This window comes from Klebsiella planticola, from assembly GCF_000783935.2.
Taxonomy (GTDB): domain Bacteria; phylum Pseudomonadota; class Gammaproteobacteria; order Enterobacterales; family Enterobacteriaceae; genus Klebsiella; species Klebsiella planticola.
In genome coordinates, this window is sequence record NZ_CP026047.1 from 1,555,244 (window position 1) to 1,580,347 (window position 25,104).

At 56.2% G+C, this 25,104-nt stretch carries 25 protein-coding genes; 13 read left to right on the forward strand and 12 right to left on the reverse strand.

The window, feature by feature from the left end; all coding sequences use genetic code 11:
* Nucleotides 1-32: 32 nt before the first annotated feature.
* From MC50_RS07525 to MC50_RS07535, 3 genes are all read right to left on the reverse strand, one after another.
* Nucleotides 33-641 (reverse strand): glutathione S-transferase, encoded by a 609-nt coding sequence (locus MC50_RS07525; protein WP_032696996.1) that lies wholly within the window; start codon nt 639-641, stop codon nt 33-35.
* A gap of 91 nt (nt 642-732) precedes the next feature.
* The gene (locus tag MC50_RS07530; RefSeq protein WP_032690292.1) at nt 733-1,869 is read right to left on the reverse strand and encodes an HlyD family secretion protein; all 1,137 of its coding nucleotides are present in this window, start codon (nt 1,867-1,869) and stop codon (nt 733-735) included.
* A 2-nt stretch (nt 1,870-1,871) separates the two neighbouring features.
* A complete protein-coding gene (locus tag MC50_RS07535) occupies nt 1,872-2,228 on the reverse strand; it encodes a DUF3302 domain-containing protein (protein ID WP_032696998.1) in 357 nt (118 codons plus the stop codon).
* A 664-nt stretch (nt 2,229-2,892) separates the two neighbouring features.
* On the opposite strand from MC50_RS07535, the gene mtlA reads away from it, so the two are divergent.
* The 3 genes from mtlA (at nt 2,893) to mtlR (ending at nt 6,677) form a co-directional block, all read left to right on the forward strand.
* Entirely contained in the window at nt 2,893-4,812 is a 1,920-nt protein-coding gene (mtlA, locus tag MC50_RS07540; RefSeq protein WP_032690291.1) for a PTS mannitol transporter subunit IICBA, read from the forward strand.
* Nucleotides 4,813-4,932: 120 nt separating this feature from the next.
* Nucleotides 4,933-6,081, forward strand: a complete 1,149-nt coding sequence (gene mtlD, locus MC50_RS07545; protein WP_032690290.1) for a mannitol-1-phosphate 5-dehydrogenase — start codon at nt 4,933-4,935, stop codon at nt 6,079-6,081.
* Nucleotides 6,078-6,677: a mannitol operon repressor MtlR gene (gene mtlR / locus MC50_RS07550; RefSeq protein ID WP_032690289.1), complete on the forward strand. Its 600-nt coding sequence runs from the start codon at nt 6,078-6,080 to the stop codon at nt 6,675-6,677. Before mtlD ends, mtlR begins: the two co-directional genes overlap by 4 nt.
* Here mtlR and MC50_RS07555 read toward each other — a convergent pair.
* Nucleotides 6,666-6,890, reverse strand: coding sequence for a hypothetical protein (locus MC50_RS07555; RefSeq protein ID WP_032690288.1), 225 nt, complete (start codon nt 6,888-6,890; stop codon nt 6,666-6,668). The genes mtlR and MC50_RS07555 overlap by 12 nt on opposite strands.
* A gap of 275 nt (nt 6,891-7,165) precedes the next feature.
* Here MC50_RS07555 and MC50_RS07560 point away from each other — a divergent pair, with 275 nt between their 5' ends.
* The 5 genes from MC50_RS07560 to trmL all read left to right on the forward strand — a co-directional run bounded on the left by MC50_RS07560 (nt 7,166) and on the right by trmL (nt 12,240).
* Nucleotides 7,166-7,528, forward strand: coding sequence for a YibL family ribosome-associated protein (locus MC50_RS07560; RefSeq protein ID WP_032690287.1), 363 nt, complete (start codon nt 7,166-7,168; stop codon nt 7,526-7,528).
* A gap of 535 nt (nt 7,529-8,063) precedes the next feature.
* On the forward strand, nt 8,064-9,719 hold the full coding sequence (gene lldP, locus MC50_RS07565) for an L-lactate permease (protein ID WP_047663590.1): 1,656 nt from the start codon (nt 8,064-8,066) through the stop codon (nt 9,717-9,719).
* The gene (gene lldR, locus MC50_RS07570; RefSeq protein ID WP_032690285.1) at nt 9,716-10,489 is read left to right on the forward strand and encodes a transcriptional regulator LldR; all 774 of its coding nucleotides are present in this window, start codon (nt 9,716-9,718) and stop codon (nt 10,487-10,489) included. The genes lldP and lldR overlap by 4 nt, the downstream gene beginning before the upstream one ends.
* Nucleotides 10,489-11,673, forward strand: a complete 1,185-nt coding sequence (lldD, locus tag MC50_RS07575; RefSeq protein ID WP_047663591.1) for an FMN-dependent L-lactate dehydrogenase LldD — start codon at nt 10,489-10,491, stop codon at nt 11,671-11,673. Before lldR ends, lldD begins: the two co-directional genes overlap by 1 nt.
* Before the next feature lie 93 nt (nt 11,674-11,766).
* The gene (trmL, locus tag MC50_RS07580; RefSeq protein WP_032690283.1) at nt 11,767-12,240 is read left to right on the forward strand and encodes a tRNA (uridine(34)/cytosine(34)/5-carboxymethylaminomethyluridine(34)-2'-O)-methyltransferase TrmL; all 474 of its coding nucleotides are present in this window, start codon (nt 11,767-11,769) and stop codon (nt 12,238-12,240) included.
* Between the two features lie 182 nt (nt 12,241-12,422).
* Here trmL and cysE read toward each other — a convergent pair whose 3' ends face one another.
* From cysE to MC50_RS07605, 5 genes are all read right to left on the reverse strand, one after another.
* Nucleotides 12,423-13,244: a serine O-acetyltransferase gene (gene cysE, locus MC50_RS07585; RefSeq protein WP_004106845.1), complete on the reverse strand. Its 822-nt coding sequence runs from the start codon at nt 13,242-13,244 to the stop codon at nt 12,423-12,425.
* Between the two features lie 80 nt (nt 13,245-13,324).
* Entirely contained in the window at nt 13,325-14,341 is a 1,017-nt protein-coding gene (gpsA, locus tag MC50_RS07590; protein WP_032690282.1) for an NAD(P)H-dependent glycerol-3-phosphate dehydrogenase, read from the reverse strand.
* Nucleotides 14,341-14,808, reverse strand: coding sequence for a protein-export chaperone SecB (secB, locus tag MC50_RS07595; RefSeq protein ID WP_004868904.1), 468 nt, complete (start codon nt 14,806-14,808; stop codon nt 14,341-14,343). The genes gpsA and secB overlap by 1 nt, the downstream gene beginning before the upstream one ends.
* Before the next feature lie 58 nt (nt 14,809-14,866).
* The gene (grxC, locus tag MC50_RS07600; protein WP_004868906.1) at nt 14,867-15,118 is read right to left on the reverse strand and encodes a glutaredoxin 3; all 252 of its coding nucleotides are present in this window, start codon (nt 15,116-15,118) and stop codon (nt 14,867-14,869) included.
* A gap of 110 nt (nt 15,119-15,228) precedes the next feature.
* Nucleotides 15,229-15,660: a rhodanese-like domain-containing protein gene (locus tag MC50_RS07605; RefSeq protein ID WP_004868909.1), complete on the reverse strand. Its 432-nt coding sequence runs from the start codon at nt 15,658-15,660 to the stop codon at nt 15,229-15,231.
* Nucleotides 15,661-15,905: 245 nt separating this feature from the next.
* Here MC50_RS07605 and gpmM point away from each other — a divergent pair, with 245 nt between their 5' ends.
* From gpmM to MC50_RS07620, 3 genes are read left to right on the forward strand one after another with little or no spacing between them, the layout of a single operon-like run.
* Nucleotides 15,906-17,450, forward strand: a complete 1,545-nt coding sequence (gene gpmM, locus MC50_RS07610) for a 2,3-bisphosphoglycerate-independent phosphoglycerate mutase (protein WP_032690281.1) — start codon at nt 15,906-15,908, stop codon at nt 17,448-17,450.
* Nucleotides 17,451-17,459: 9 nt separating this feature from the next.
* Nucleotides 17,460-18,731, forward strand: a complete 1,272-nt coding sequence (gene envC / locus MC50_RS07615; RefSeq protein WP_047663592.1) for a murein hydrolase activator EnvC — start codon at nt 17,460-17,462, stop codon at nt 18,729-18,731.
* A 3-nt stretch (nt 18,732-18,734) separates the two neighbouring features.
* Nucleotides 18,735-19,685, forward strand: coding sequence for a divergent polysaccharide deacetylase family protein (locus MC50_RS07620; RefSeq protein WP_032690280.1), 951 nt, complete (start codon nt 18,735-18,737; stop codon nt 19,683-19,685).
* Here the strand turns inward: MC50_RS07620 and MC50_RS07625 are convergent.
* The 3 genes from MC50_RS07625 to kbl form a co-directional block, all read right to left on the reverse strand.
* Complete coding sequence (locus MC50_RS07625) at nt 19,682-20,479, reverse strand: glycosyltransferase family 2 protein (protein ID WP_032697000.1); 798 nt, start codon at nt 20,477-20,479, stop codon at nt 19,682-19,684. The two genes, MC50_RS07620 and MC50_RS07625, sit on opposite strands and share 4 nt — an antisense overlap.
* 183 nt (nt 20,480-20,662) lie before the next feature.
* On the reverse strand, nt 20,663-21,688 hold the full coding sequence (gene tdh, locus MC50_RS07630) for an L-threonine 3-dehydrogenase (RefSeq protein WP_004868917.1): 1,026 nt from the start codon (nt 21,686-21,688) through the stop codon (nt 20,663-20,665).
* A 9-nt stretch (nt 21,689-21,697) separates the two neighbouring features.
* Nucleotides 21,698-22,891: a glycine C-acetyltransferase gene (gene kbl / locus MC50_RS07635; RefSeq protein ID WP_047663593.1), complete on the reverse strand. Its 1,194-nt coding sequence runs from the start codon at nt 22,889-22,891 to the stop codon at nt 21,698-21,700.
* 213 nt (nt 22,892-23,104) lie between these two features.
* Between kbl and rfaD the strand changes: the two genes are divergently transcribed.
* Together rfaD and rfaF are read left to right on the forward strand one after the other, a co-directional pair.
* On the forward strand, nt 23,105-24,037 hold the full coding sequence (gene rfaD, locus MC50_RS07640) for an ADP-glyceromanno-heptose 6-epimerase (protein WP_032690277.1): 933 nt from the start codon (nt 23,105-23,107) through the stop codon (nt 24,035-24,037).
* A gap of 8 nt (nt 24,038-24,045) precedes the next feature.
* Nucleotides 24,046-25,104, forward strand: coding sequence for an ADP-heptose--LPS heptosyltransferase RfaF (gene rfaF / locus MC50_RS07645; protein ID WP_032690276.1), 1,059 nt, complete (start codon nt 24,046-24,048; stop codon nt 25,102-25,104).

The window sequence follows — 25,104 nt, forward strand, 5'->3', positions numbered from 1 at the left end:
CGTCTCCGGGGGGAAACTGTTACCTGCCTGGGTCAAGTCCTTGGCGGTTCGGTACGGGCAAAACTGGCGCGCTGAAAAAGCGCATCGACCAGCTTAATCAGCTGAGGCCGCGTCGCACACCAGCCGGGCGCAACCCGCCGAAAGTTTAGATAGGCAATCGCGCACGCCGCTGAAATCGTGGCCAGATTGACCTCATCGATACGCAGGCTGCCATCGGCAACATAGGCTTCCAGCGCATCGAGGCCCCGGGTCACTTTCTCCCGCTGGCGCAGCAGCTCGCTTTCTGACTGCTGCGCCGCCGGACGGCTCTTTTCACGCACCAGTGCCTGCGCCGCCTCCATTACGCCGTCGGCCAGGGCCTCCAGCTGGCGCATTTTCAACGCCGCTTTCGGGTCCGATGGCACCATTGCCGGCGCCGCGCCGAGCTGATCGAGGTATTGCGCGATAATGGGAGAGTCATACCAGCATTCGCCGCCGTCGGTGACCAGCACCGGCACCTTGCCCAAGGGATTGTATTGGCCGACGCCGTTCTCGTCGTGGTAGGGAGATTCATTGACGAATGCGAAGGGGAGGTTTTTCTCCAGCAGAATGACGGATATTTTACGTACAAAGGGACTGGTGTAGCTGCCGATCAGTTTCATTGCCTGCTCCTTTCGCCAACAAAAAAGTAAGTATGGTTCAGGCGCAGGCAAAAGGCAGGTCAGACTTAACGTCAGCCTGCCTTCATCGCAATTAATGATCCAGGTAGAGGTAGTGCATCCAGCTGGTCATGCGTAGCAAGACCTTTCTCATGACCGATACATGGCTGAAGTGGTCAGAATAGACCGCCACCTGGGCATAAATACCGTCCGGCAGCGAGTCGACATCCGCGTTGGGATCCAGCTCAATTGTCGCCAGGACGCCATCGGTTCCCGGTAAGACCGTCAGCGACTGCAATGCCCCTTGCGCCTGGTAAGATCCCCCCGGGACCACCGGAAGAATACTGGTCAGCTTGCCATGGAATACCTGGCCCGGCAGCGCGTTAAAGACCACTTCGGCATCATCGCCTGGCTTCAGTCGCAGCAGCGAGTTTTGGCGGAACTGGGCAACAATCTGCCGTTTTTGTTCCGGGATAAAGACCATCACCGGGCGCAGCGGCAGCGCTGCCGCATAGGTGCCGGGACGGATCAGCACCTGGGTAACATAGCCGTTGCTTGGCGCGCGAATCACGGTCTGGTCGAGGTTATATTTCGCCTCCGTCAACTGCGCGCGCAGACTGACAACCTGCGACTGCTCACCCCCCACCATGCTGTCCAGTTGACTCTGTATCTGCGCCTGCTCGGCAACGGATGCTTTCACTAACGCATCCTGCGCCAGATAGTTTTGCCGGGCGTTATCGATATCGCTTTCAGAGAACGGGTTGACCCGCGCCTGGCTGCCTTTCAGATAGCGCTGGTAGTCCTTGTAGAGCCGATCGCGCTCGGCGGAAACACGTACCGTGTTGGCCTGCGCTTCTGAAAGCTGCGCCTTCAGAGTGTTGATGCTGTGCAGCGCGGTCACCAGATCGGCCTGCAGTCTGTCCACCCGGGCCTGATAACGCACGGGATCAATCGTAAACAGGACATCACCCTTATTAACACGTTGATTCGTTTTATCCGTCACGGTACTGACGATACCAGTCACCTGCGGCGTAATGGGAATAGAAATAACCGCCTTTTGTGCAGTAAATGTATAAGGATGATTATAGTTCATTAATAAAATAAGGGCGCTGACGAGAAATATGCCGCCTAATGCCGCCGTGGCTAAAGTCCACTGGTTAACCGGAATGCGAAATATCTTAAAAACCGCCCATGCAATCGCTACATAGGTCAATACAATTAACAGATCCATGATTAGCGCTCCGGGGTCTCTTTATCTGCGGATGATGGCACCGCACCCAGTCTTTTTTCCAACTCGGCAACGCGTTGTGAAAGCCTTTCGATATCGGGATCGCGTTCAGCTGGAGGAATATGAGATTTCATTCCCCACCCGCGCTCAGGTTGATAGAGCGTGGCCCAAATCCACAGGAATGGCCAGATAACATGCAGCGTAAACAGGCTCACCCACCCGGCGGTATGGATGGCATCAGCATGGGGATGATTACGTTTTTTGGCCATTAAATAGGGAATATCATGAATTGCAATGATTCCATAAAAGAGAACCAGAAAAACGAAGATCAATACACCCAACGCAAAATAGTTGAGAAACATATGTGCCTCACTAAACACGACGACAGCTCATCAATAATATAAAATGGTAAGCAACCAAATTAATTAATGAAATTTAAGTAAAAGAAAAATACGCTTATAATTTAAGGCCGAGGAGTATTGTTTTTAGTTATTCTCCTTGCAAGTTTTTAAGCGTGACAAAATATATCCTGAAGAACGATATACTTATCTTTACAACTTGAGCTTAAGCCACATGCTGACTTTTTTCCATACGGCCCGCCGATGATGTTTTTTCATTGTGAAGTCCGTGGACCGACGCCAGCCGCAGAGCGAGGGAGCAAAGTTTGCCGGCGATCACATCTGCAAAATTCAACGAATTATTTTTTGTGAACATGATCACAATATAGAGACAAACCAAAAACAATATTATGTGATGTAATTCACATTAATTGCCCTAATCAGGCTAATTTTGACCCATTGTCTTTTTTTTGCACACCAATTTTGTGATGTACATCACTACAAATAGCTGTCAGACACCTATATTCATGTGATCAGAATCACACAAAAACCCACCGACTGGACAGTTTAACCATTCAGTGCCAGATTCGCTTTATCAATCAGGGTCCGGCGACCTCTGCCGCCATATTCACAACAAGCCTCAGGCTTTTAGCCTACGCGATAAGCAAAACAGAAGAAGGGGTGTTTTATGTCATCCGATATCAAGATCAAGGTGCAAAGCTTTGGTCGTTTCCTCAGCAATATGGTGATGCCAAACATCGGCGCGTTTATCGCGTGGGGTATCATCACCGCATTATTCATACCGACAGGGTGGTTACCGAACGAGACGCTGGCGAAGTTAGTCGGCCCGATGATCACCTACCTGCTGCCGCTGCTTATCGGCTATACCGGCGGTAAATTAATTGGCGGTGAGCGTGGCGGCGTCGTCGGTGCCATCACCACAATGGGCGTCATCGTCGGCGCGGACATGCCGATGTTCCTCGGCGCCATGATCGCAGGTCCGCTGGGCGGCTGGGCGATTAAACATTTTGATGGCTGGGTAGACGGTAAGATTAAGTCCGGTTTCGAGATGCTGGTGAACAACTTCTCCGCCGGTATTATCGGGATGATCCTCGCGATTCTGGCATTCCTCGGCATTGGCCCGGCGGTTGAAGTCCTGTCCAAAATTCTGGCGGCGGGCGTTAACTTCATGGTTGTCCATGACATGCTGCCGCTGGCATCTATCTTCGTTGAACCGGCGAAAATCCTGTTCCTGAACAACGCTATCAACCACGGTATCTTCTCGCCGCTGGGTATTCAGCAGTCTCATGAGCTGGGCAAATCAATCTTCTTCCTGATTGAAGCCAACCCGGGCCCGGGGATGGGCGTGCTGCTGGCATACATGTTCTTTGGTCGCGGTAATGCGAAGCAGTCTGCAGGCGGTGCCGCAATCATCCACTTCCTGGGCGGTATCCACGAAATCTACTTCCCGTATGTGCTGATGAATCCGCGTCTGATCCTTGCCGTTATTCTCGGCGGTATGACCGGCGTGTTCACTCTGACTATCCTCAACGGCGGTCTGGTTTCTCCTGCTTCCCCGGGTTCTATTCTTGCGGTGCTGGCGATGACGCCGAAAGGCGCGTACTTCGCTAACATCGCGGCAATTATTGCGGCAATGGCCGTCTCCTTTGTGGTCTCCGCCATTCTGCTGAAAACCAGCAAAGTGAAAGAGGAAGATGATATCGATGCGGCGACTCGTCGCATGCAGGATATGAAAGCCGAATCTAAAGGCGCGGCTACCCCGCTGTCTGCAGGTACCGTAGCTAACGACCTGAGCCACGTGCGCAAAATCATCGTCGCCTGCGATGCCGGCATGGGTTCCAGCGCCATGGGTGCCGGGGTGCTGCGTAAAAAAGTGCAGGATGCGGGGCTGAGCAATATCTCCGTCACCAACTGCGCGATTAACAACCTGCCGCCGGATGTCGACCTGGTGATTACCCACCGCGATCTGACCGAGCGTGCGATGCGCCAGGTGCCGCAGGCCCAGCATATTTCGCTGACCAACTTCCTCGACAGCGGCCTGTACACCAGCCTGACCGAGCGTCTGGTTGCGGCGCAGCGCCATACTGACAACGAAGAGAAAGTCCGCGGCAGTCTGAAAGACAGCTTCGATACCGCCGACACAAATCTGTTCAAGCTTGGCGCAGAGAATATCTTCCTCGGTCGCAAAGCGGCGACCAAAGAAGAAGCGATCCGCTTTGCGGGCGAGCAGCTGGTGAAAGGCGGCTACGTTGAGCCGGAATATGTGCAGGCGATGCTGGATCGTGAAAAACTGACCTCCACCTATCTGGGAGAGTCCATCGCGGTACCACACGGCACGATTGAAGCTAAAGACCGCGTCCTGAAGACCGGCGTGGTGTTCTGCCAGTATCCGGAAGGGGTGCGCTTTGGCGAAGACGAAGATGACGTAGCCCGTCTGGTTATCGGTATCGCGGCACGCAATAACGAGCACATTCATGTGATTACCAGCCTGACTAACGCGCTGGATGATGAGTCGGTGATTGAGCGCCTGACCCACACCACCAGCGTTGAGGAAGTGCTGGCGCTGCTGAAAGGCAACAAAGCGTAAACGGTCCCGGCCACGCCGGGAGACGAATCCCTCTCTCTCTGACTGGAGAGAGAGGGTTCGGGTGAGGGGCAGGCCTCACCCGAACCCTCTCAGGTAAAAACATTAATGAAGGTTAATACTATGAATGCATTACATTTTGGCGCAGGTAATATCGGACGTGGCTTCATCGGCAAATTGCTGGCTGACGCGGGGATCGCTTTAACATTCGCCGATGTGAATCAGGTGGTACTTGATGCCCTGAATGCCCGTCATAGCTATCAGGTTCACGTCGTCGGTGAAAACGAGCAGGTCGATACCGTTTCCGGCGTCAATGCCGTCAGCAGCATCGGTGAGGAAGTGATTGACCTGATTGCCCGCGTTGACCTGATCACCACCGCCGTCGGCCCGGTTGTGCTGGAGCGCATTGCGCCGGCTATTGCGAAAGGGCTGGCGAAGCGTAAAGCGCAGGGGATAACCGCCCCGCTAAACATCATTGCCTGTGAAAATATGGTGCGCGGAACCACGCAGCTCAAAGGCCACGTGTTTAATGCCCTGGCGGAAGAAGACAAAGCCTGGGTAGAAGCCAACGTCGGCTTTGTCGATTCCGCGGTTGACCGTATTGTTCCCCCGTCCGCCTCTGCGACGCATGACCCGCTGGAAGTGACCGTGGAAACCTTCAGCGAGTGGATCGTCGATAAAACTCAGTTTAAAGGCACGCTGCCGGCGATCCCGGGAATGGAATTAACCGACAACCTGATGGCATTTGTCGAACGTAAGCTATTCACCTTAAACACCGGACATGCTATAACCGCCTACCTCGGAAAACTGGCCGGGCACCAGACGATCCGCGACGCGATTCTTGATGAGAACATTCGCGCCGTGGTGAAAGGGGCTATGGAAGAGAGCGGCGCGGTGCTGATCAAACGCTACGGCTTTGATGCACAGAAGCACGCCGCCTACATCCAGAAAATCCTCGGCCGTTTCGAGAATCCGTACCTGAAAGATGACGTTGAGCGCGTGGGTCGTCAGCCGCTGCGTAAACTGAGCGCGGGCGATCGTTTGATTAAGCCGCTGCTTGGTACGCTGGAATATGCTCTGCCGCACGTCAATCTGGTCAAAGGGATCGCGGCGGCAATGCACTTCCGCAGCGAAGAAGACCCGCAGGCGCAGGAGCTGGCAGCCTTGATTAACGACAAGGGCCCCCAGGCTGCGCTGGCACAGATTTCTGGCCTGGATGCAGCAAGTGCCGTGGTGACCGAGGCCGTTAACGACTACAACGCCACCAAATGAGGCAAGACCTGGCGCGGAATGAACCGCGCCCATTACTACTCCTGTCAGATATGCAGGCAATAATGGAAGAAACACAGGCATTTGAAAACCGCGTGCTTGAGCGTCTGAATGCTGGCAAAACCGTACGAAGCTTCCTGATCGCCACCGTCGAGCTACTCACGGAAGCGGTCAATATTCTGGTGCTTCAGGTGTTCCGTAAAGACGACTACGCGGTGAAATACGCAGTGGAGCCATTGCTGGATGGCGATGGGCCGCTGGGGGACCTTTCTGTACGCCTGAAGCTGATTTACGGCCTTGGGGTGATTAGCCGCGCCGAATACGAAGACGCCGAGCTGCTGATGGCCCTGCGTGAAGAGTTGAATCACGACGGAAATGAGTACAATTTTACCGATGATGAGATTCTTGGGCCTTTTGGCGAACTGCATTGCGTGACCGCCCTACCGCCGACGCCGCTGTTTGATGAGAGCGATGAAGAACTGCTGGCAATGCAGAAGCTGCGCTACCAGCAGGTGGTACGTTCAACAATGATGCTGTCTCTGACCGAGCTGATTTCCCGAATCAGCTTAAAAAAAGCCTTCCAGAAATCAACGCTCTGATTCAGGTTCAGACTGATCGCAGGTTGGCCGGTAAAGTTGCCGGTAATACTCCAGCCGATTCAAAAATAGCGCCTCTTTGTTCTGCGGAATCTCCGGTGGCACATGCTGTAAACGCGGGGATTTTTTCAGATACTCCATAAAAGCCTGGCTTGAAGCCATAAAATCAACTGTCTTGTCGATAATACGCGGTACGCCGTCACCGATTTTTGCCATCTCGCCCTCCTGTGTTCAGGGATCATCCTGTAAAGGATTAGCGAAAAGCGAGGTCAGGGTTGAGGAAAACGTGCTGTATTGACGACAGACTTCACAGAGATGAAAAACAGGCCACTCTTAGTCACAATATGATTAACATTCATATAATTATAAATCATTGCCTCTGAGACTTCCGCGGAAAAAACGCCGGATTCTGGATAAATGACTACCCACAACAGAAGTCACAGCACATACTATATGTTGTCGAAATCCCTTTATTAATAGATTAAGTCATCATGAAAGAAGTCGAAAAGAATGAAATCAAGCGTTTGAGCGACCGCCTCGACGCCATCCGCCACCAGCAGGCAGACCTGTCGCTGGTGGAAGCGGCGGACAAATACGCCGAGCTGGAAAAAGAAAAAGCCACCCTCGAAGCCGAAATTATTCGCCTGCGCGAAGTTCAGGGCCAGAAACTGAGCAAAGAAGCACAGAAGCTGATGAGCCTGCCACATCGCCGTGCGATTACCAAAAAAGAGCAGGCCGATATGGGCAAGCTGAAGAAAAGCGTTCGCGGACTGGTGATTGTTCATCCGATGACTGCCCTCGGTCGCGAAATGAACCTCAAAGAAATGACCGGCTTCGCTAAAACCGAGTTCTAAGCTTTTAGCCGCGAGAACCTCCCCCGGTGGCGCTGCGCTGACCGGGGCTACGGGAACGCGTACGCTGGCGGTCGGTGACCAGACAGGTGTATCAGGCGCCGTGTCCGGGAATCCCACGGTCTCCCGACGGCGCTGCGCTGACCGGGGCGACGGGAACGCGTACGCTGGCAGTCGGTGGCCGGACAAGCGTATCAGGCGCCGTGTCCGGGAATCCCACGGCCTCCCGACGGCGCTGACCGGGGCGACGGGAACGCGTACGCCGGCGGTCGGTGTCCGGACAGGCGCTGATTCGCATACCCTTCACATCCATGATTCCCCCACCCCATTGGCCCTACCAATTATTTCTTAAACCACTCAACGGTTCACATATCCATCATTTTTAGTCACAGATATATTGCCTGCCAATAACATTTGGTTAACCATTCGTTGTCGTTAACCCTACAACTAAATTTTGGCTGGGCCAGTTTTACAAAAGATGTGATCTGCAAGGAGCGCAGACTCAGCACCGCATCTTTTTGGCCCGATGGAGACCTGCATGAACCTCTGGCAACAAAATTACGATCCGGCCGGTAATATCTGGCTCTCAAGTCTTATCGCATCGTTACCGATTCTGTTTTTCTTTTTTGCCCTGATAAAGCTCAAGCTCAAAGGGTACCTGGCGGCGACATGGACCGTGGCCATTGCGCTGTCGGTCGCGCTGCTGTTCTATAAGATGCCCGTCGATCGCGCGCTGACTTCCGTGGTCTACGGTTTCTTTTACGGCCTGTGGCCCATCGCGTGGATTATTATCGCCGCGGTATTCGTCTATAAAATTTCGGTTAAGACCGGACAGTTCGATATTATTCGCTCGTCGATTCTCTCGATTACCCCTGACCAGCGCCTGCAGATGCTGATTGTCGGCTTCTCCTTCGGGGCTTTCCTCGAGGGTGCGGCCGGTTTTGGCGCCCCGGTGGCGATTACCGCCGCGCTGCTGGTCGGCCTGGGCTTTAACCCGCTGTATGCCGCGGGGCTGTGTCTGATTGTCAACACTGCGCCGGTGGCCTTTGGTGCGATGGGCATTCCGATTCTGGTCGCCGGCCAGGTCACCGGTATCGACAGCTTTGCCATCGGCCAGATGGTCGGTCGTCAACTGCCGTTCCTGACCATTATCGTCCTGTTCTGGATTATGGCGATTATGGACGGCTGGCGCGGTATCAAAGAGACCTGGCCGGCGGTCATGGTTGCCGGTGGCTCGTTCGCCATCGCGCAGTATCTCAGCTCTAACTTCCTTGGCCCGGAACTGCCGGACATCATCTCCTCTCTGGTGTCACTGGTTTGCCTGACCCTGTTCCTCAAACGCTGGCAGCCGGTCCGTATCTTCCGCTTCGGCGATATGGGTGCCGCCCAGGTCGATCAAACGCTGGCGCGTACCCATTACAGCGCCGGGCAGGTCGTCCGCGCCTGGTCGCCGTTCCTGTTCCTGACCGCCACCGTGACTTTGTGGAGTATTCCGCCGTTTAAGGCCCTGTTTGCTCCCGGCGGCGCGATGTATGACTTTGTTATCAATATCTCCGTGCCGTTCCTCGATAAGATGGTGGCCCGCATGCCGCCGGTTGTCAGCGCCGCCACCCCTTACGCGGCGGTGTATAAGTTCGACTGGCTGTCTGCCACCGGCACCGCCATCCTGTTTGCGGCTATACTTTCCGTCATCTGGCTGCGTATGAAGCCAAAAGATGCGCTGATCACCTTTGGCAGCACGTTAAAAGAACTGGCTCTACCGATTTACTCCATCGGCATGGTGCTGGCGTTCGCCTTTATCTCTAACTATTCCGGGCTGTCGTCGACGCTGGCCCTCGCGCTGGCGCACACCGGCCACGCGTTTACCTTCTTCTCGCCATTCCTCGGCTGGCTGGGGGTATTCCTGACCGGTTCAGACACCTCGTCTAACGCGCTGTTCGCCGCGCTGCAGGCGACCGCGGCACAGCAGATCGGCGTCTCCGATATTCTGCTGGTCGCGGCCAACACCACCGGCGGCGTCACCGGCAAAATGATTTCGCCGCAGTCCATCGCTATCGCCTGTGCGGCGGTAGGCCTGGTGGGGAAAGAGTCGGACCTGTTCCGCTTTACCGTAAAACACAGCCTGATCTTTACCTGCATGGTCGGTGTTATTACCACGCTACAGGCCTATGTCTTAACCTGGATGATCCCATGATAGTGATGCCCCGGCGCCTCGCAGACGATGTAGCCCGTCGTGTGCGGGCGCTGATTGAAGAACAGAAGCTGGAGGCGGGCATGCGACTGCCCGCCGAGCGCCAGCTGGCCGCCCTGCTTGGCGTCTCACGCAACTCGCTGCGCGAAGCGCTGGCGATGCTGGTGAGCGAAGGCCTGCTGGTCAGCCGCCGCGGCGGCGGGACTTTCGTGCGCTGGCAGCACGAGGCGTGGTCGGAACAGAATATCGTTCAGCCGCTAAAAACGCTGCTCGCCGACGACCCCGATTACAGTTTTGATATTCTGGAAGCGCGCCACGCCATCGAAGCCAGCACGGCCTGGCATGCGGCGATGCGCGCAACTGACGCCGAAAAAGAGCGCATTCGCCTGTGCTTTGAAGCGACCCAGAGCGAAGACCCGGACCTGGCCTCACAGGCTGACGTTCGCTTTCACCTGGCGATTGCCGAAGCCTCGCACAATGTGGTGCTGCTACAAACCATGCGCGGATTTTTCGACCTCCTGCAATCCTCGGTCAAACAGAGCCGCCAGCGGATGTATCTTGTCCCGCCGGTATTCGCCCGTCTGACTGAACAGCACCAGGCCGTGATGGAGGCCATTTTCGCCGGTGACGCCGAAGGCGCGCGGCAGGCGATGATGGCGCACCTAGGCTTTGTCCACGCCACGATTAAACACTTTGATGAAGACCAGGCCCGCCAGGCGCGCATTACCCGCCTGCCCGGTGACCACAACGAAAATGCCAGGGAGAACCCGTGATGATTATTTCAGCCGCCAGCGACTATCGCGCAGCCGCACAGCGTATCCTGCCACCGTTCCTGTTCCACTACATCGACGGCGGCGCCTATGCCGAACACACGCTGCGCCGCAACGTTGAAGATCTGTCTGATGTGGCGCTCCGCCAGCGGGTGCTGAAGAATATGTCGGACCTGAGCCTGGAGACCACGCTGTTCAAAGAAAAGCTCTCTATGCCGGTGGCGCTGGCGCCGGTCGGACTGTGCGGAATGTACGCTCGCCGCGGTGAAGTGCAGGCGGCAGGCGCCGCGGATGATAAAGGCATTCCGTTTACCCTCTCCACCGTTTCCGTCTGCCCGATAGAGGAAGTCGTGCCGACCATCAAGCGCCCGATGTGGTTCCAGCTGTACGTCCTGCGCGATCGCGGCTTTATGCGCAATGCGCTGGAGCGCGCCAAAGCGGCGGGATGTTCAACCCTGGTGTTTACCGTCGATATGCCCACCCCCGGCGCTCGCTATCGTGATGCCCATTCCGGAATGAGTGGCCCGAATGCGGCGATGCGCCGCTACTGGCAGGCGATGACCCACCCGCAGTGGGCGTGGGATGTCGGTTTAAACGGCCGCCCTCACGATCTTGGCAATATCTCCACCTATCTTGGCAAGCCTACCGGTCTTGAGGACTACATTGGCTGGCTGGCGAACAACTTCGATCCGTCTATTTCGTGGAAAGACCTCGAGTGGATCCGCGAATTCTGGGACGGTCCGATGGTGATCAAAGGGATCCTCGATCCGCAGGATGCGCGCGACGCCGTACGCTTCGGCGCCGACGGGATCGTGGTCTCCAACCACGGCGGTCGCCAGCTCGACGGCGTTCTCTCCTCAGCCCGTGCGCTGCCGGCCATCGCCGATGCGGTAAAAGGCGATATCACCATCCTCGCCGATAGCGGTATTCGTAACGGTCTCGATGTGGTGCGCATGATCGCGCTGGGCGCCGATAGCGTACTGCTGGGCCGCGCCTATCTGTACGCGCTGGCCACCCACGGCAAGCAGGGTGTAGCCAACCTGCTGAATCTGATCGAGAAAGAGATGAAGGTGGCCATGACCCTGACCGGAACCAAAACCATCGGTGAAATCAGCCGCGACTCACTGGTTCAGAACGCCGACGCGCTGCATACCTTCAATGCGATGACGCAGGGCAACGCGGCATAATCCCCCTGCCCGGCGCTCCCCCACGGGGATGAGGGCCGGGCAAATATCTGCTATTCTGCCCGCGCGATTAAGAGCCTAATGAGACAGGGCAGCATGCTGAACATTGTACTATTCGAACCTGAGATCCCGCCAAATACCGGGAACATCATCCGCCTGTGCGCCAACACCGGCTTCAATCTGCATATTATCGAGCCGATGGGTTTCACCTGGGACGATAAGCGCCTGCGCCGCGCCGGGCTGGATTACCATGAATTCGCCGCCGTTCAGCGCCATCGTGACTATGCTGCCTTCGTGGAAAGCGCCAGGCCGCAGCGCCTGTTCGCCCTGACCACAAAGGGCACGCCGGCTCACAGCGCGGTCAGCTATCAGGATGGTGATTTCTTGATGTTTGGCCCGGAAACGCGCGGCCTGCCGGCCAGCATTCTTGATGCCCTGCCGCCACAGCAAAAAATCCGTATTCCGATGATGCCGGACAGTCGCAGTATGAACCTGTCAAATGCGGTGTCGGTGGTGGTGTATGAGGCCTGGCGCCAGCTGGGGTATCCGGGGGCGGTATTACGCAGTTAGCCTGAGTCATTCACGGATTGCGAGGCGCTGCGCCTGAGCCAGGCTACCCGATCTCACAGGCCCGTCGCCCGGCTACGCGCAGCGCCAGCCGGGGGAAAGCAGTCCGGCAGCAAATGCCAGAATAGCCGCGCAGGCGCCTGCTCCTCGCTACGTCGGCAGCGCGTTATCGGGATAGCCCGAGTCTAGATACCGTCGCCGTACTCGAAGGTATGGTGAATACCGTTAAAGTGCTGATCCATATCCATCGCCGGCTTGTCGCTCTCTGGCTTACCGACGATACGCGCCGGTACGCCGGCTGCGGTGGTGTGCGGCGGTACGGGCTGTAGCACCACGGAACCGGCGCCAATTTTCGCCCCCCGACCAACTTCGATATTACCGAGGATCTTCGCACCGGCGCCAATCATGACGCCTTCACGGATTTTCGGGTGACGGTCGCCGCTGGTTTTACCGGTACCGCCGAGGGTCACGGACTGCAGAATCGACACGTCGTCCTCAATCACCGCCGTTTCGCCGACCACAATGCCGGTGGCGTGATCGAGCATAATCCCACGGCCAATTTTCGCCGCCGGATGGATATCCACCTGGAAAGAAACGGAAACCTGGTTTTGCAGGAAAATCGCCAGCGCCCGGCGCCCCTGATTCCACAGCCAGTGGCCAATGCGATAGGCCTGCAGCGCGTGGAAACCTTTCAGGTACAGCAGCGGCGTGGAGTACTTATCGACCGCCGGATCGCGGGTACGCACGGCCTGAATATCGCAGGCGGCGGAGGCGATCATCTCCGGATCAGCGGCATATGCCTCTTCCACTACCTCACGAATGGCAATAGCGGGCATAATCGGCGACGCCAGTTTATTCGCCAGCATATAGCTCAGGGCGCTGCCCAGATTTTCGTGCTTGAGTAGCGTTGCGTGGTAAAAACTGGCGAGCATAGGCTCACAGTCGGCCAGAGCCCGGGCTTCGGCTTTAATATTGTTCCAGACGATATCCAGTTCTTCACACGGCATTGCTGACTCCAGGCGATAGCAGAATGACCGGCCAGTTCTACGCTGACCGGGTCATCGAGGTGACAAAGGTTCCTTTAAGCTTAATTGCTGCGCTCGTCCTTGCGTGCGCGGCCCAATAAAGTCAATGCTGCCTCGCGCGCAATTTTTCCGCAATACAATACCTGATAAATTTCCTCGGTTATTGGCATTTCGACACCTAAACGCTGTGCCAGAACGCGAACTTCCTTGGTATTGCGATAGCCTTCAACCACCTGGCCAATCTTATCCTGCGCGCTTTGCACATCCATACCCTGGCCGAGCATCATGCCAAAGCGGCGGTTACGCGATTGGTTATCGGTACAGGTCAGCACCAGATCGCCCAGCCCCGCCATCCCCATAAAGGTTTCCGGATCGGCGCCCAGCGCGGTACCGAGACGAGACATTTCAACCAGACCACGGGTTATCAGCGCCGTACGCGCATTGGCGCCAAAGCCGATACCGTCAGACATCCCGGCGCCAATGGCGATGACGTTTTTCACCGCCCCGCCAAGCTGCACGCCGATAAAGTCCGGGTTGATATAGACGCGGAAGCTTTTACCGCAGTGCAGCAAGCGCTGCAGGTCGTCGGCAAATTGCGGCTCCGTGGACGCCAGCGAAATGGCCGTCGGCAGCCCTGCCGCCAGCTCTTTGGCGAAGGTCGGGCCGGAAATCACCGCCAGCGGGATTGTGTCGCCCAGCGCTTCGCGCGCGACATCCTGCAGCAGGCGACCGGTTTCAGCCTCAAGGCCTTTCGTCGCCCAGACCAGGCGCGCATCCGAACGCATCAGCGGTTTAATCTGGCGCAGGACCTCACCAAAGACATGGCTTGGCACCACAACCAGAATGTCGCGGCTGGCAGCCAGCGCGGCAGACAGATCGCTTTCAAGATGCAGCGTGTCAGGGAAAGGGACGTCAGGAAGGAAAGCGGCATTGCAGCGGTCATGTTGCAGCGTCGCGATATGTTTCGGGTCATGGCCCCAGAGCACAACATGGTGGCCATTTCTTGCCAGAGTGATGGCAAGAGCGGTGCCGTATGAGCCGGCACCGATCACAGTCATTGCAGCATTAAGTGCGTTCATCAGGCATCCTGATGTTGTTCGGCACCTTCGCCAGCTTGCTGCTGCAGATAGTTCATGAACAGCGCATCGAAGTTCACTGGCGCAAGGTTCAGTTGCGGGAAGGTACCGCGAGACACCAGGCTGGTAATGCACTCACGCGCATACGGGAACAGAATGTTCGGGCAGTATGCGCCGAGGCAATGCGCCATCTGGTTGCCGTCAATGCCGTCGATGGAGAAGATGCCGCCCTGCTGTACTTCACACAGGAACGCGGTTTCTTCGCCCAGCGCAGCGGTTACGGTTACGCGCAGCACCACTTCGTAGACGCCTTCAGCCAGTTGGCTGGAAGCTGTGTCCAGATCAAGTTTAACTTCCGGCTGCCAGTCTTTCTGGAAAACTTGCGGCGCATTTGGCGCTTCAAAGGAAATATCCTTGGTATAGATACGCTGGATCTGGAAAGTCATTTCGGTGCTGTTTTGTTCTGACATAGTAAAACCCTTTCGTGTTGTCCTTAAATACGCCTACCCGGCCTGGGTGGACGCAAAATTAGCGCAGCAGGGGATCAAGTCCACCACGTGAATCAAGCGCATACAAGTCGTCACAGCCGCCAATGTGCTGCTCATCAATAAAAATCTGCGGAACCGTCGTGCGACCACTGCGTTGAATCATCTCTTCACGCTTCGCGGCATTGCCATCAATCGGCAGTTCATTGAACGTTACGCCTTTGCTGTTCAGCAGTGCTTTCGCACGGATACAGAACGGACAGGTCGCTTTGGTGTAGATATCAATATTGGCCATGACTTCACTCCTGTTTTTACCCGCAGGATGTTACGCCGCAGACAAGGCTGCCCCCCAACGGATCGCCGCAGCGGGGGAAACCTGGCTACGTCATAAAGACGCGGGTAAATTTATTTGCCGCGTACCAGCGGAAGGTTTTCGCCGCTCCAGCCAGCGATGCCTTCTTTCAGTACAAAGACCTTTTCGAATCCGGCTTTATTCAGCGCGCTGGCAGGCTCTTGCGCCTGCATACCGGAACCGTCTACCACTATAATGGGTTGTGCTTTGTGTTTTTCCAACTCACCAACGTTATTTGCCTTGATTTCGGTCGGCAGCAGGTTGATGGAGCCCGCGATATGGCCTTTACGGAAGTCGTCACGCTGACGCAGGTCGACAACCACGGCATCTTCTTTGTTGATCAGACGCGTCGCTTCACCACGGGTAATGACTTTAACTTTCGACATCAGCCCCTTAAAGGTGGTGAACAGCACCGCCACCAGCAGCGCGATCCACGCGATGCTCAGGACGGGGTGACGGCCGACGAATTGCATAATTTCTTGCATGGGGGGTTACAACTCCCGACTAAGTGATAAAAAAACCAGGGAAGGAGTATACCTGTGCATTGCGGCAAATACAGCCAGTGAGCGCGATGTAATGTATTTTCTGCGGCCCGTCACGAAAAAATCCCCTTCCGACGACTTTCATGCGGGCCCGACGCTCTCTTTCTTTGATCTTTCACGGTGCTTTGAACGATTCAGCTGTAGTAAAATTACGCAAATTTTCTGTCTTTGAGCATGAGGTTGTCGCAATGTCGAATTCTAAAAAGCCGATGGTACTGGTCATTCTGGATGGCTATGGCTATCGTGAAGACCAGCAGGATAACGCGATTTATAGCGCGAAAACGCCAGTCATGGACGCATTGTGGGCGAAACGTCCCCATACGCTGATTGATGCTTCTGGCCTGGAGGTCGGTCTGCCGGATCGCCAGATGGGCAACTCTGAAGTGGGTCACGTTAACCTCGGCGCCGGTCGTATCGTTTACCAGGATCTGACCCGTCTTGATGTCGAAATCAAAGAACGCACGTTCTTTGCAAACCCGGTGCTGACCGCCGCGGTCGACAAAGCCGTTGCTGCGGGTAAAGCCGTGCACATTATGGGCCTGATGTCCCCTGGCGGCGTTCACAGCCACGAAGACCACATTATGGCGATGGTAGAGCTGGCCGCTGAACGTGGGGCAGAAAAAATCTACCTGCACGCTTTCCTCGATGGCCGCGACACGCCGCCGCGCAGCGCTGAAAAATCACTGGCGAAATTTGAAGAAAAATTTGCCGCTCTCGGTAAAGGCCGCGTGGCTTCCATTATTGGCCGTTACTACGCCATGGACCGCGACAATCGCTGGGACCGCGTTGAGCAGGCATATGATCTGATGACCCTGGCGCAGGGCGAGTTCCAGGCCGATACCGCCGTTGCCGGTCTGCAGGCCGCTTACGCTCGCGATGAAAATGATGAGTTCGTGAAGGCGACCGTGATCCGTGCCGCAGGCCAGGCCGATGCCGCGATGGAAGACGGCGATGCGCTGATTTTCATGAACTTCCGTGCTGACCGCGCCCGTGAAATCACCCGTGCCTTCGTCAACGCCGATTTCGACGGTTTTGCCCGTAAGAAAGAGGTCAAACTCGACTTCGTGATGCTGACCGAATATGCCGCCGACATCAAAGTCGCCTGCGCATACCCGCCGGCGTCCCTGGCCAATACCTTCGGCGAGTGGATGGCGAAGAACGACAAGACTCAGCTGCGCATCTCCGAAACCGAGAAGTACGCGCACGTGACCTTCTTCTTTAACGGCGGCGTTGAAGAGCCGTTCAAAGGCGAAGAGCGTATTCTGATCAACTCGCCAAAAGTCGCAACCTACGACCTGCAGCCGGAAATGAGCTCCGCCGAGCTGACCGAAAAACTGGTTGCTGCTATCAAGGGCGGTCAGTACGACACCATCATCTGTAACTATCCGAACGGCGATATGGTCGGTCATACCGGCGTCATGGAGGCGGCAATTAAAGCCGTTGAAACGCTGGACAATTGCATCGATCAGGTTGCCAAAGCGGTAGAATCCGTCGGCGGCCAGCTGCTGATTACCGCCGATCATGGTAACGCTGAACAGATGCGCGATCCGGCTACCGGCCAGGCCCATACGGCCCACACCAACCTGCCGGTACCGCTGATCTACGTTGGCGATAAAACCGTAAAAGTCGCCGAAGGTGGCAAGCTTTCCGATATCGCGCCAACCATGTTGTCGCTGATGGGAATGGAAATCCCGCAAGAGATGACTGGCAAGCCGCTGTTCATCGTGGAATAATCCTTCCCCATGAGGGGAAAGGCGACTTATTCAAATACATGGATCGCAACGGCTGTTCGATCCGTCCTTTACGCCAGCGCACTCAGCGCTGGCGTATTGCTGTGCGCCGCACCCGCTCAGGCGGATGACCGCGACCAGCTCAAATCTATTCAGGCCGATATCGCCGCAAAGCAGCGGGCGATCAAGCAACAACAACAGCAACGCGCCTCTCTGCTTGCCCAGCTAAAAGCGCAGGAAGAGGCCATCTCTGCCGCCGCCCGCAAACTGCGTGAAACCCAGGATACCCTGAACCAGCTGAATAAGCAGATTGACGAGATGAACGCGTCAATCGCAAAGCTGGAACGTCAGCGCGCCACTCAGGAGCGTAACCTGTCCGCGCAGCTTGATGCCGCGTTCCGCCAGGGGCCGCATACCGGGATGCAAATGATCCTCAGCGGTGAAGAGGGTCAGCGTAACCAGCGCATGCAGGTCTACTACGGTTATCTTAACCAGGCCCGCCAGGAGACCATCGCCCAGTTGAAACAGACGCGCGAAGAGGTCGCCGCGCAAAAGGCGGAGCTGGAAGAAAAGCAGAGCCAGCAGCAGACGCTGGTTTACGAGCAGCGCGCACAGCAGGCAAAGCTGGAACAGGCGCGGAACGAACGTAAGAAAACCCTTTCAGGCCTTGAATCGTCTATTCAGCAAGGTCAGCAGCAGCTGGGCGAAATGCGGGCTAACGAATCGCGCCTGCGCGGTCGGATCGCGCAAGCAGAAGCCGCAGCGAAGGCCCGCGCAGAGCGAGAAGCTCGCGAGGCTCAGGCCGTGCGCGATCGTCAGCAGGATGCATCCCGTAAAGGCACCACCTATAAACCAACCGAAAGCGAGCGTTCGCTGATGTCCCGCACCGGTGGTCTGGGCTCTCCGCGCGGTCAGGCCTACTGGCCGGTTCGCGGAACGTTGCTTCATCCTTATGGCGAACAGCTGCAAGGTGAACTACGTTGGAAAGGGATGGTTATCGCTGCGTCTGAAGGCACCGAGGTTAAGGCAATTGCCGATGGCCGGGTGATTCTCGCCGACTGGCTACAGGGCTACGGCCTGGTTGTGGTCGTTGAACACGGTAAAGGCGATATGAGCCTTTACGGCTATAACCAAAGCGCGCTGGTCAGCGTCGGCACTCAGGTCCGGGCGGGCCAGCCGATTGCTCTCGTAGGCAGCAGCGGCGGTCAGGGCCGTCCGTCGCTCTATTTCGAAATTCGTCGCCAGGGTCAGGCGGTCAATCCACAGCCGTGGTTGGGAAGATAAGTTTTGCTTCAATTTCGCAGAATTGCATTCGCGGTAGCCGGTACGCTGGCTATGGCATCATCGGCATTTGCCGGTAAACTCTCCATTGTTATTGACGACTTTGGCTATCGTCCACAGACTGAAAATCAGGTACTGGCGCTGCCAGCGACCATCTCCGTCGCCGTATTACCCAACGCGCCGCACGCCCGTGAAATGGCGACCAAAGCGCACAATCTCGGCCACGAGGTGCTTATTCACCTGCCGATGGCGCCGCTCAGCAAGCAACCGCTGGAAAAAGATACGCTGCGCCCGGATATGAGCAGTAACGAGATCGAGCGCATCATCCGCGACGCCTATGGCAAAGTGCCGTACGCCGTGGGCCTGAACAACCATATGGGCAGCGCGATGACCTCCAGCCTGTTCGGAATGCAAAAGGTGATGCAGGCCCTGGAGCGCTACAATCTCTACTTCCTCGACAGCGTCACCATCGGTAATACTCAGGCCATGCGCGCGGCGCAGGGTACCGGAGTGAAGGTGATCAAGCGGAAGGTGTTCCTCGATGACACGCAGAATGAAGCCGATATTCGCGTGCAGTTCAACCGCGCCATCGCGCTGGCGCGCCGCAACGGTTCCGCCATTGCTATCGGTCATCCGCACCCCACCACGGTGCGCGTCCTGCAGCAAATGGTCTATAACCTGCCGCCGGATATCACCCTGGTGCGTCCGAGCAACCTGCTGAACGAGCCGCAGGTCGATACCTCAAGGCCGGACAGCGGGCTACCGCCGTCGAAAACGACGCCGCCAACGTCGCCGCGTAATCCGTTCCGCGGCGTGAAGTTCTGTAAGCCGAAGCATCCGCCGGAGCCGGTGTACGCCAGCCGCTTCTTCAGCATCCTGAGCGAAAGCATCAGCCAGAGCCCTCTGGTGCAGTACTACCAGCTGAAATGGCAGGGCTGGGACAACCCAACGAACTAAACGGATCGGGAATCTGTTCGTTTTTCAGCGGCAGATTCCCGTTTATCTTCAAAGGCATACCAGGCTTTAAAATACTTCATAAAACTGTACAGGGTTGCATACAGCCCGGTCACGGCACCCACCTTCCCTTTCCGCCATGCCCCGCTAAACAGATACCACTTAAAAAAAGCGCCAGTCGCGCTGATGATCCCGCGGCCCAGCGAGGGTTTGATCTTCTGATGTTTCACCAGCCGGGTGGTATAACTATTGAGCTTACTAAAGACTTCGTGCAGCGAATAAAAGGTATCGTGACGCACCCGGCCCGGGAGTTTGACGGACCTGACGTGGCCGACCACCTGATCGTCAACCGGGCGGTTATTAAAGGCCGCCGTGGTACGATTGAATAAGCGAACCGGATAATCCGGCGATGAGACGGGATAAATTGTCCTGACGGCTTCGCCAAGCACATACCAGTAACGCGGCAGGCGCCAGGCACAGACAGGGTCGAGATCCTCGCCGGCTTTCAGCCTCAGAATCTCAGCGACAACCTCATTATCGAGAATTTCATCGCTATCCATGCACAGCACCCAGTCATAGCTGGCCAGCGTCGTCGCGTAGTTCATCTGCGCCCCGTGAGCGGTATAGGGGTGATGATGTACCGTCAGCCCAAACTGGCGACAGATATCCAGCGTCGTATCGGTACTGCCTGAATCCACGACAATGCACTCATCCGCCACCTTCAGGAGCGGAGGTAAAACCTGGCTCAGCAGACGGGCAGAATTACAGGTCAGCAAGCATACAGAGAGTTTAAGCATGGTGTTTATAAAATTAAACGGTAGTTAAACGAACTGTATAAACGAATAGGCCAAAAATCGATTTAGAAAAAGTGCGTTCCCGATGAAGGATCTGTGAAATGTTATCCAAATCTAAATAAAAAAAAGCGCCCGCAGGCGCTCAGCGTAAAACCCGACCGCAGCCGGGCTGCCGTTTTATCAGATTTAATCCCAGCTCAGCACCACTTTTCCGGACTGGCCGGAGCGCATCGCATCAAAGCCCTGCTGGAACTCATCGATGCCAAAACGGTGGGTAATGATCGGTGACAAATCCAGCCCAGACTGGATCAATGCGGCCATCTTGTACCAGGTCTCGAACATTTCCCGGCCATAAATCCCTTTAATAAACAGCCCCTTGAAGATAACTTTTGTCCAGTCGATGGACATATCCGACGGCGGAATACCGAGCATCGCAATACGGCCGCCGTGGTTCATGGTATCCAGCATGGTACGGAATGCCGGCGGCGCACCGGACATTTCCAGCCCCACGTCGAACCCTTCGGTCATCCCCAGTTCGGCCATCACATCGGTCAGGCTCTCTTGCGCGACATTCACGGCACGCGTCACGCCCATTTTACGCGCCAGACCCAGTCGATATTCGTTCACGTCAGTAATAACCACATTACGGGCGCCGACGTGTTTCGCGACCGCAGCCGCCATGATCCCAATTGGGCCTGCGCCGGATACCAGCACATCTTCACCAACCAGATCGAACGAGAGCGCCGTGTGGACCGCGTTACCAAACGGGTCAAAAATCGACGCCAGATCGTCAGAAATGTTGTCCGGGATTTTGAAGGCGTTGAAAGCCGGAATGACCAGATATTCCGCGAAACAGCCCGGACGGTTCACGCCTACGCCGATCGTGTTACGGCACAGATGTGTACGACCAGCACGGCAGTTACGGCAGTGGCCGCAGGTAATATGCCCTTCGCCGGAAACGCGATCGCCAATCTTAAAGCCGCGTACTTCCTGGCCGATACCCACGACTTCCCCCACGTACTCATGCCCTACTACCATCGGCACCGGGATAGTTTTTTGCGACCATTCATCCCAGTTATAAATGTGTACGTCGGTACCGCAAATGGCGGTCTTGCGGATTTTGATCAGCAGATCGTTATGGCCGACTTCCGGTTCCGGTACGTCGGTCATCCAGATGCCTTCTTCCGCTTTCAGTTTGGATAACGCTTTCATCTCACGCCCTCAGGCAATCACGCCCAGTTGTTTACCGATGCGGGTAAAGGCTTCTACCGCACGTTCAATTTGTTCAGGGGTATGCGCCGCCGACATCTGGGTGCGAATACGCGCCTGGCCTTTTGGTACCACCGGATAGAAGAACCCGGTGACGTAAATCCCTTCTTTTTGCAGCTCGCGCGCAAAGTTTTGCGCAATCACGGCTTCGCCCAGCATAACCGGGATAATCGCGTGGTCGGCGCCGGCCAGCGTAAAGCCCGCGGCGGTCATTTTTTCGCGGAACAGGCGCGCGTTGGACCACAGGCGATCGCGCAGTTCAGCACCGGACTCCACCATCTCCAGCACTTTGATAGAGGCCGCAACAATCGCCGGGGCCAGCGAGTTGGAGAACAGATACGGACGCGAACGCTGGCGCAGCCATTCAACGACCTCTTTACGCCCGGCGGTATAGCCGCCGGATGCGCCGCCCAGCGCTTTACCTAATGTCCCGGTGATGATATCGACACGGCCCATCACATCGCAGTATTCATGCGAGCCGCGACCGTTTTCACCCACAAAGCCGACGGCGTGGGAATCGTCGACCATCACCAGCGCATCGAACTGGTCCGCCAGGTCGCAGACGCCTTTCAGGTTGGCGATCACGCCGTCCATGGAGAATACGCCGTCGGTGGCGATCAGCACGTGGCGTGCGCCGGCTTCACGGGCCTCTTTCAGACGTGCTTCCAGCTCCTGCATATCGTTATTGGCATAACGGTAGCGTTTTGCTTTGCACAGGCGAACGCCGTCAATGATCGAGGCGTGGTTCAGGGCATCGGAAATAATGGCATCTTCCGGGCCTAACAGGGTTTCAAACAGACCGCCGTTGGCATCGAAGCAGGAGGAGTAGAGAATCGCATCTTCCATGCCGAGGAACTCAGCCAGCTTCTTCTCAAGCGCTTTGTGGCTGTCCTGCGTCCCGCAAATAAAGCGCACGGAAGCCATACCAAAACCGTGGCTGTCCATCCCGGCTTTCGCGGCAGCAATCAGCTGCGGATGGTTAGCCAGACCCAGATAGTTATTGGCGCAGAAGTTAATCACATTGCTGCCGCCGACGGTAATATCCGCCTGCTGCGCCGACGTAATAATGCGTTCTTCTTTAAATAACCCTTCCGCACGAGCGGTCTCAAGGCTATTGGTCAACTGTTCGTAAAAATCACCACGCATTGCAACTCTCCAGATTTGGCAAAATTTGGCACATATTACCCAAAGCTATACGCTGATACGAGATGATGCATGCCTGGATGAATTATTTGCAGCATAAATCACGCTCACCACCCCGCTTTTCGGCGAATGGCTGAAGCCTGCTCCATGTGGTGATATGATATGAGTATTCATGTCCGGATTGTCTCTGGACTCCATACTTCAAAGGTTACAGTTATGATCATCGTTACCGGCGGCGCAGGGTTTATCGGCAGCAACATCGTTAAGGCCCTGAATGACAAAGGCATTACCGACATTTTGGTCGTAGATAATCTGAAAGACGGCACCAAGTTTGCTAACCTGGTAGACCTGGATATCGCTGATTACATGGATAAAGAAGACTTCCTGATTCAGGTGATGGCCGGGGAAGAGTTCGGTGAAATTGAAGCCATATTCCACGAAGGCGCCTGCTCTTCCACCACAGAGTGGGACGGCAAGTACATGATGGATAACAACTATCAGTACTCTAAAGAGGTGCTGCACTACTGCCTGGAGCGTCAGATTCCGTTCCTGTACGCCTCGTCGGCGGCAACCTACGGCGGCCGCACCAGCGACTTTATCGAATCCCGTGAATATGAGCAGCCGCTGAACGTTTACGGCTACTCCAAATTCCTGTTTGACGAATACGTCCGTCAGATCCTGCCGGAAGCCGACTCGCAGATCGTAGGCTTCCGCTATTTCAACGTCTACGGGCCGCGCGAAGGGCACAAAGGCAGCATGGCGAGCGTGGCTTTCCACCTCAACACCCAGTTGAATAACGGCGAAAGCCCGAAACTGTTCGAAGGCAGCGATGGCTTCAAACGCGATTTCGTCTACGTAGGCGACGTGGCGGCGGTAAACCTGTGGTTCTGGGAAAACGGCGTATCCGGTATTTTCAACCTCGGCACCGGCCGTGCGGAATCTTTCCAGGCGGTAGCCGATGCCACGCTGGCATACCATAAGAAAGGCAGCATCGAATACATCCCGTTCCCCGAGAAGCTGAAAGGCCGCTACCAGGCATTTACCCAGGCGGATCTGACCAACCTGCGCGCTGCGGGCTACGATAAGCCGTTCAAGACCGTTGCCGAAGGCGTAACGGAATATATGGCCTGGCTCAACCGCGACGCGTAAGACATAACATGAAAATATTGGTGGTTGGCCCGTCTTGGGTGGGCGACATGATGATGTCGCAAAGTCTCTATCGCACGCTCAGGGCGCGCTATCCCCAGGCGATAATCGACGTGATGGCACCTGCGTGGTGCCGTCCGCTGCTGTCGCGCATGCCGGAAGTTAACGAAGCCATCCCGATGCCGCTCGGCCACGGCGCGCTGGCAATCGGCGAACGCCGTAAGCTGGGGCACAGCCTGCGCGAGCGTCGCTACGATCGTGCTTACGTGCTGCCCAACTCGTTTAAATCGGCGCTGGTCCCCTTCTTCGCCAACATCCCGCACCGCACCGGCTGGCGCGGCGAGATGCGCTACGGTCTGCTGAATGACGCGCGAGTGCTGGATAAAGACGCCTGGCCGCTGATGGTTGAACGCTATGTCGCGCTGGCCTATGACAAGGGCGTCATGCGCAGCGCCAAAGACCTGCCGCAGCCGCTGCTGTGGCCGCAGCTGCAGGTTCATGAAGGTGAAAAATCGCAGGCCTGTAGCGCGTTTAATCTCTCAGCCGATCGCCCGATGATCGGCTTCTGCCCCGGCGCAGAGTTTGGCCCGGCAAAACGCTGGCCGCACTATCACTACGCCGAGCTGGCGAAACAGCTTATCGACGACGGTTACCAGATAGTCCTGTTCGGTTCGGCCAAAGATAACGAAGCGGGCAAAGAGATCATCGCCGCGCTGAGCAGCGAACAGCAGGCCTGGTGTCGCAATCTGGCCGGGGAGACCCAGCTTGAGCAGGCCGTCATTCTGCTTGCCGCCTGTAAAGCGGTGGTCAGCAACGATTCCGGCCTGATGCACGTCGCCGCTGCGCTGGACCGCCCGCTGGTGGCGCTGTATGGCCCAAGCAGCCCGGACTTCACTCCCCCGCTGTCACACAAAGCACGGGTGATTCGCCTGATTAGCGGCTACCACAAAGTCCGTAAGGGCGATGCCGCGGAAGGTTATCATCAGAGCCTGATCGATATTACGCCGCAGCGCGTACAGGAAGAGCTAAACGCGCTCCTGCAGGAAAAAACCGATAAAGAGGAAGCGTAA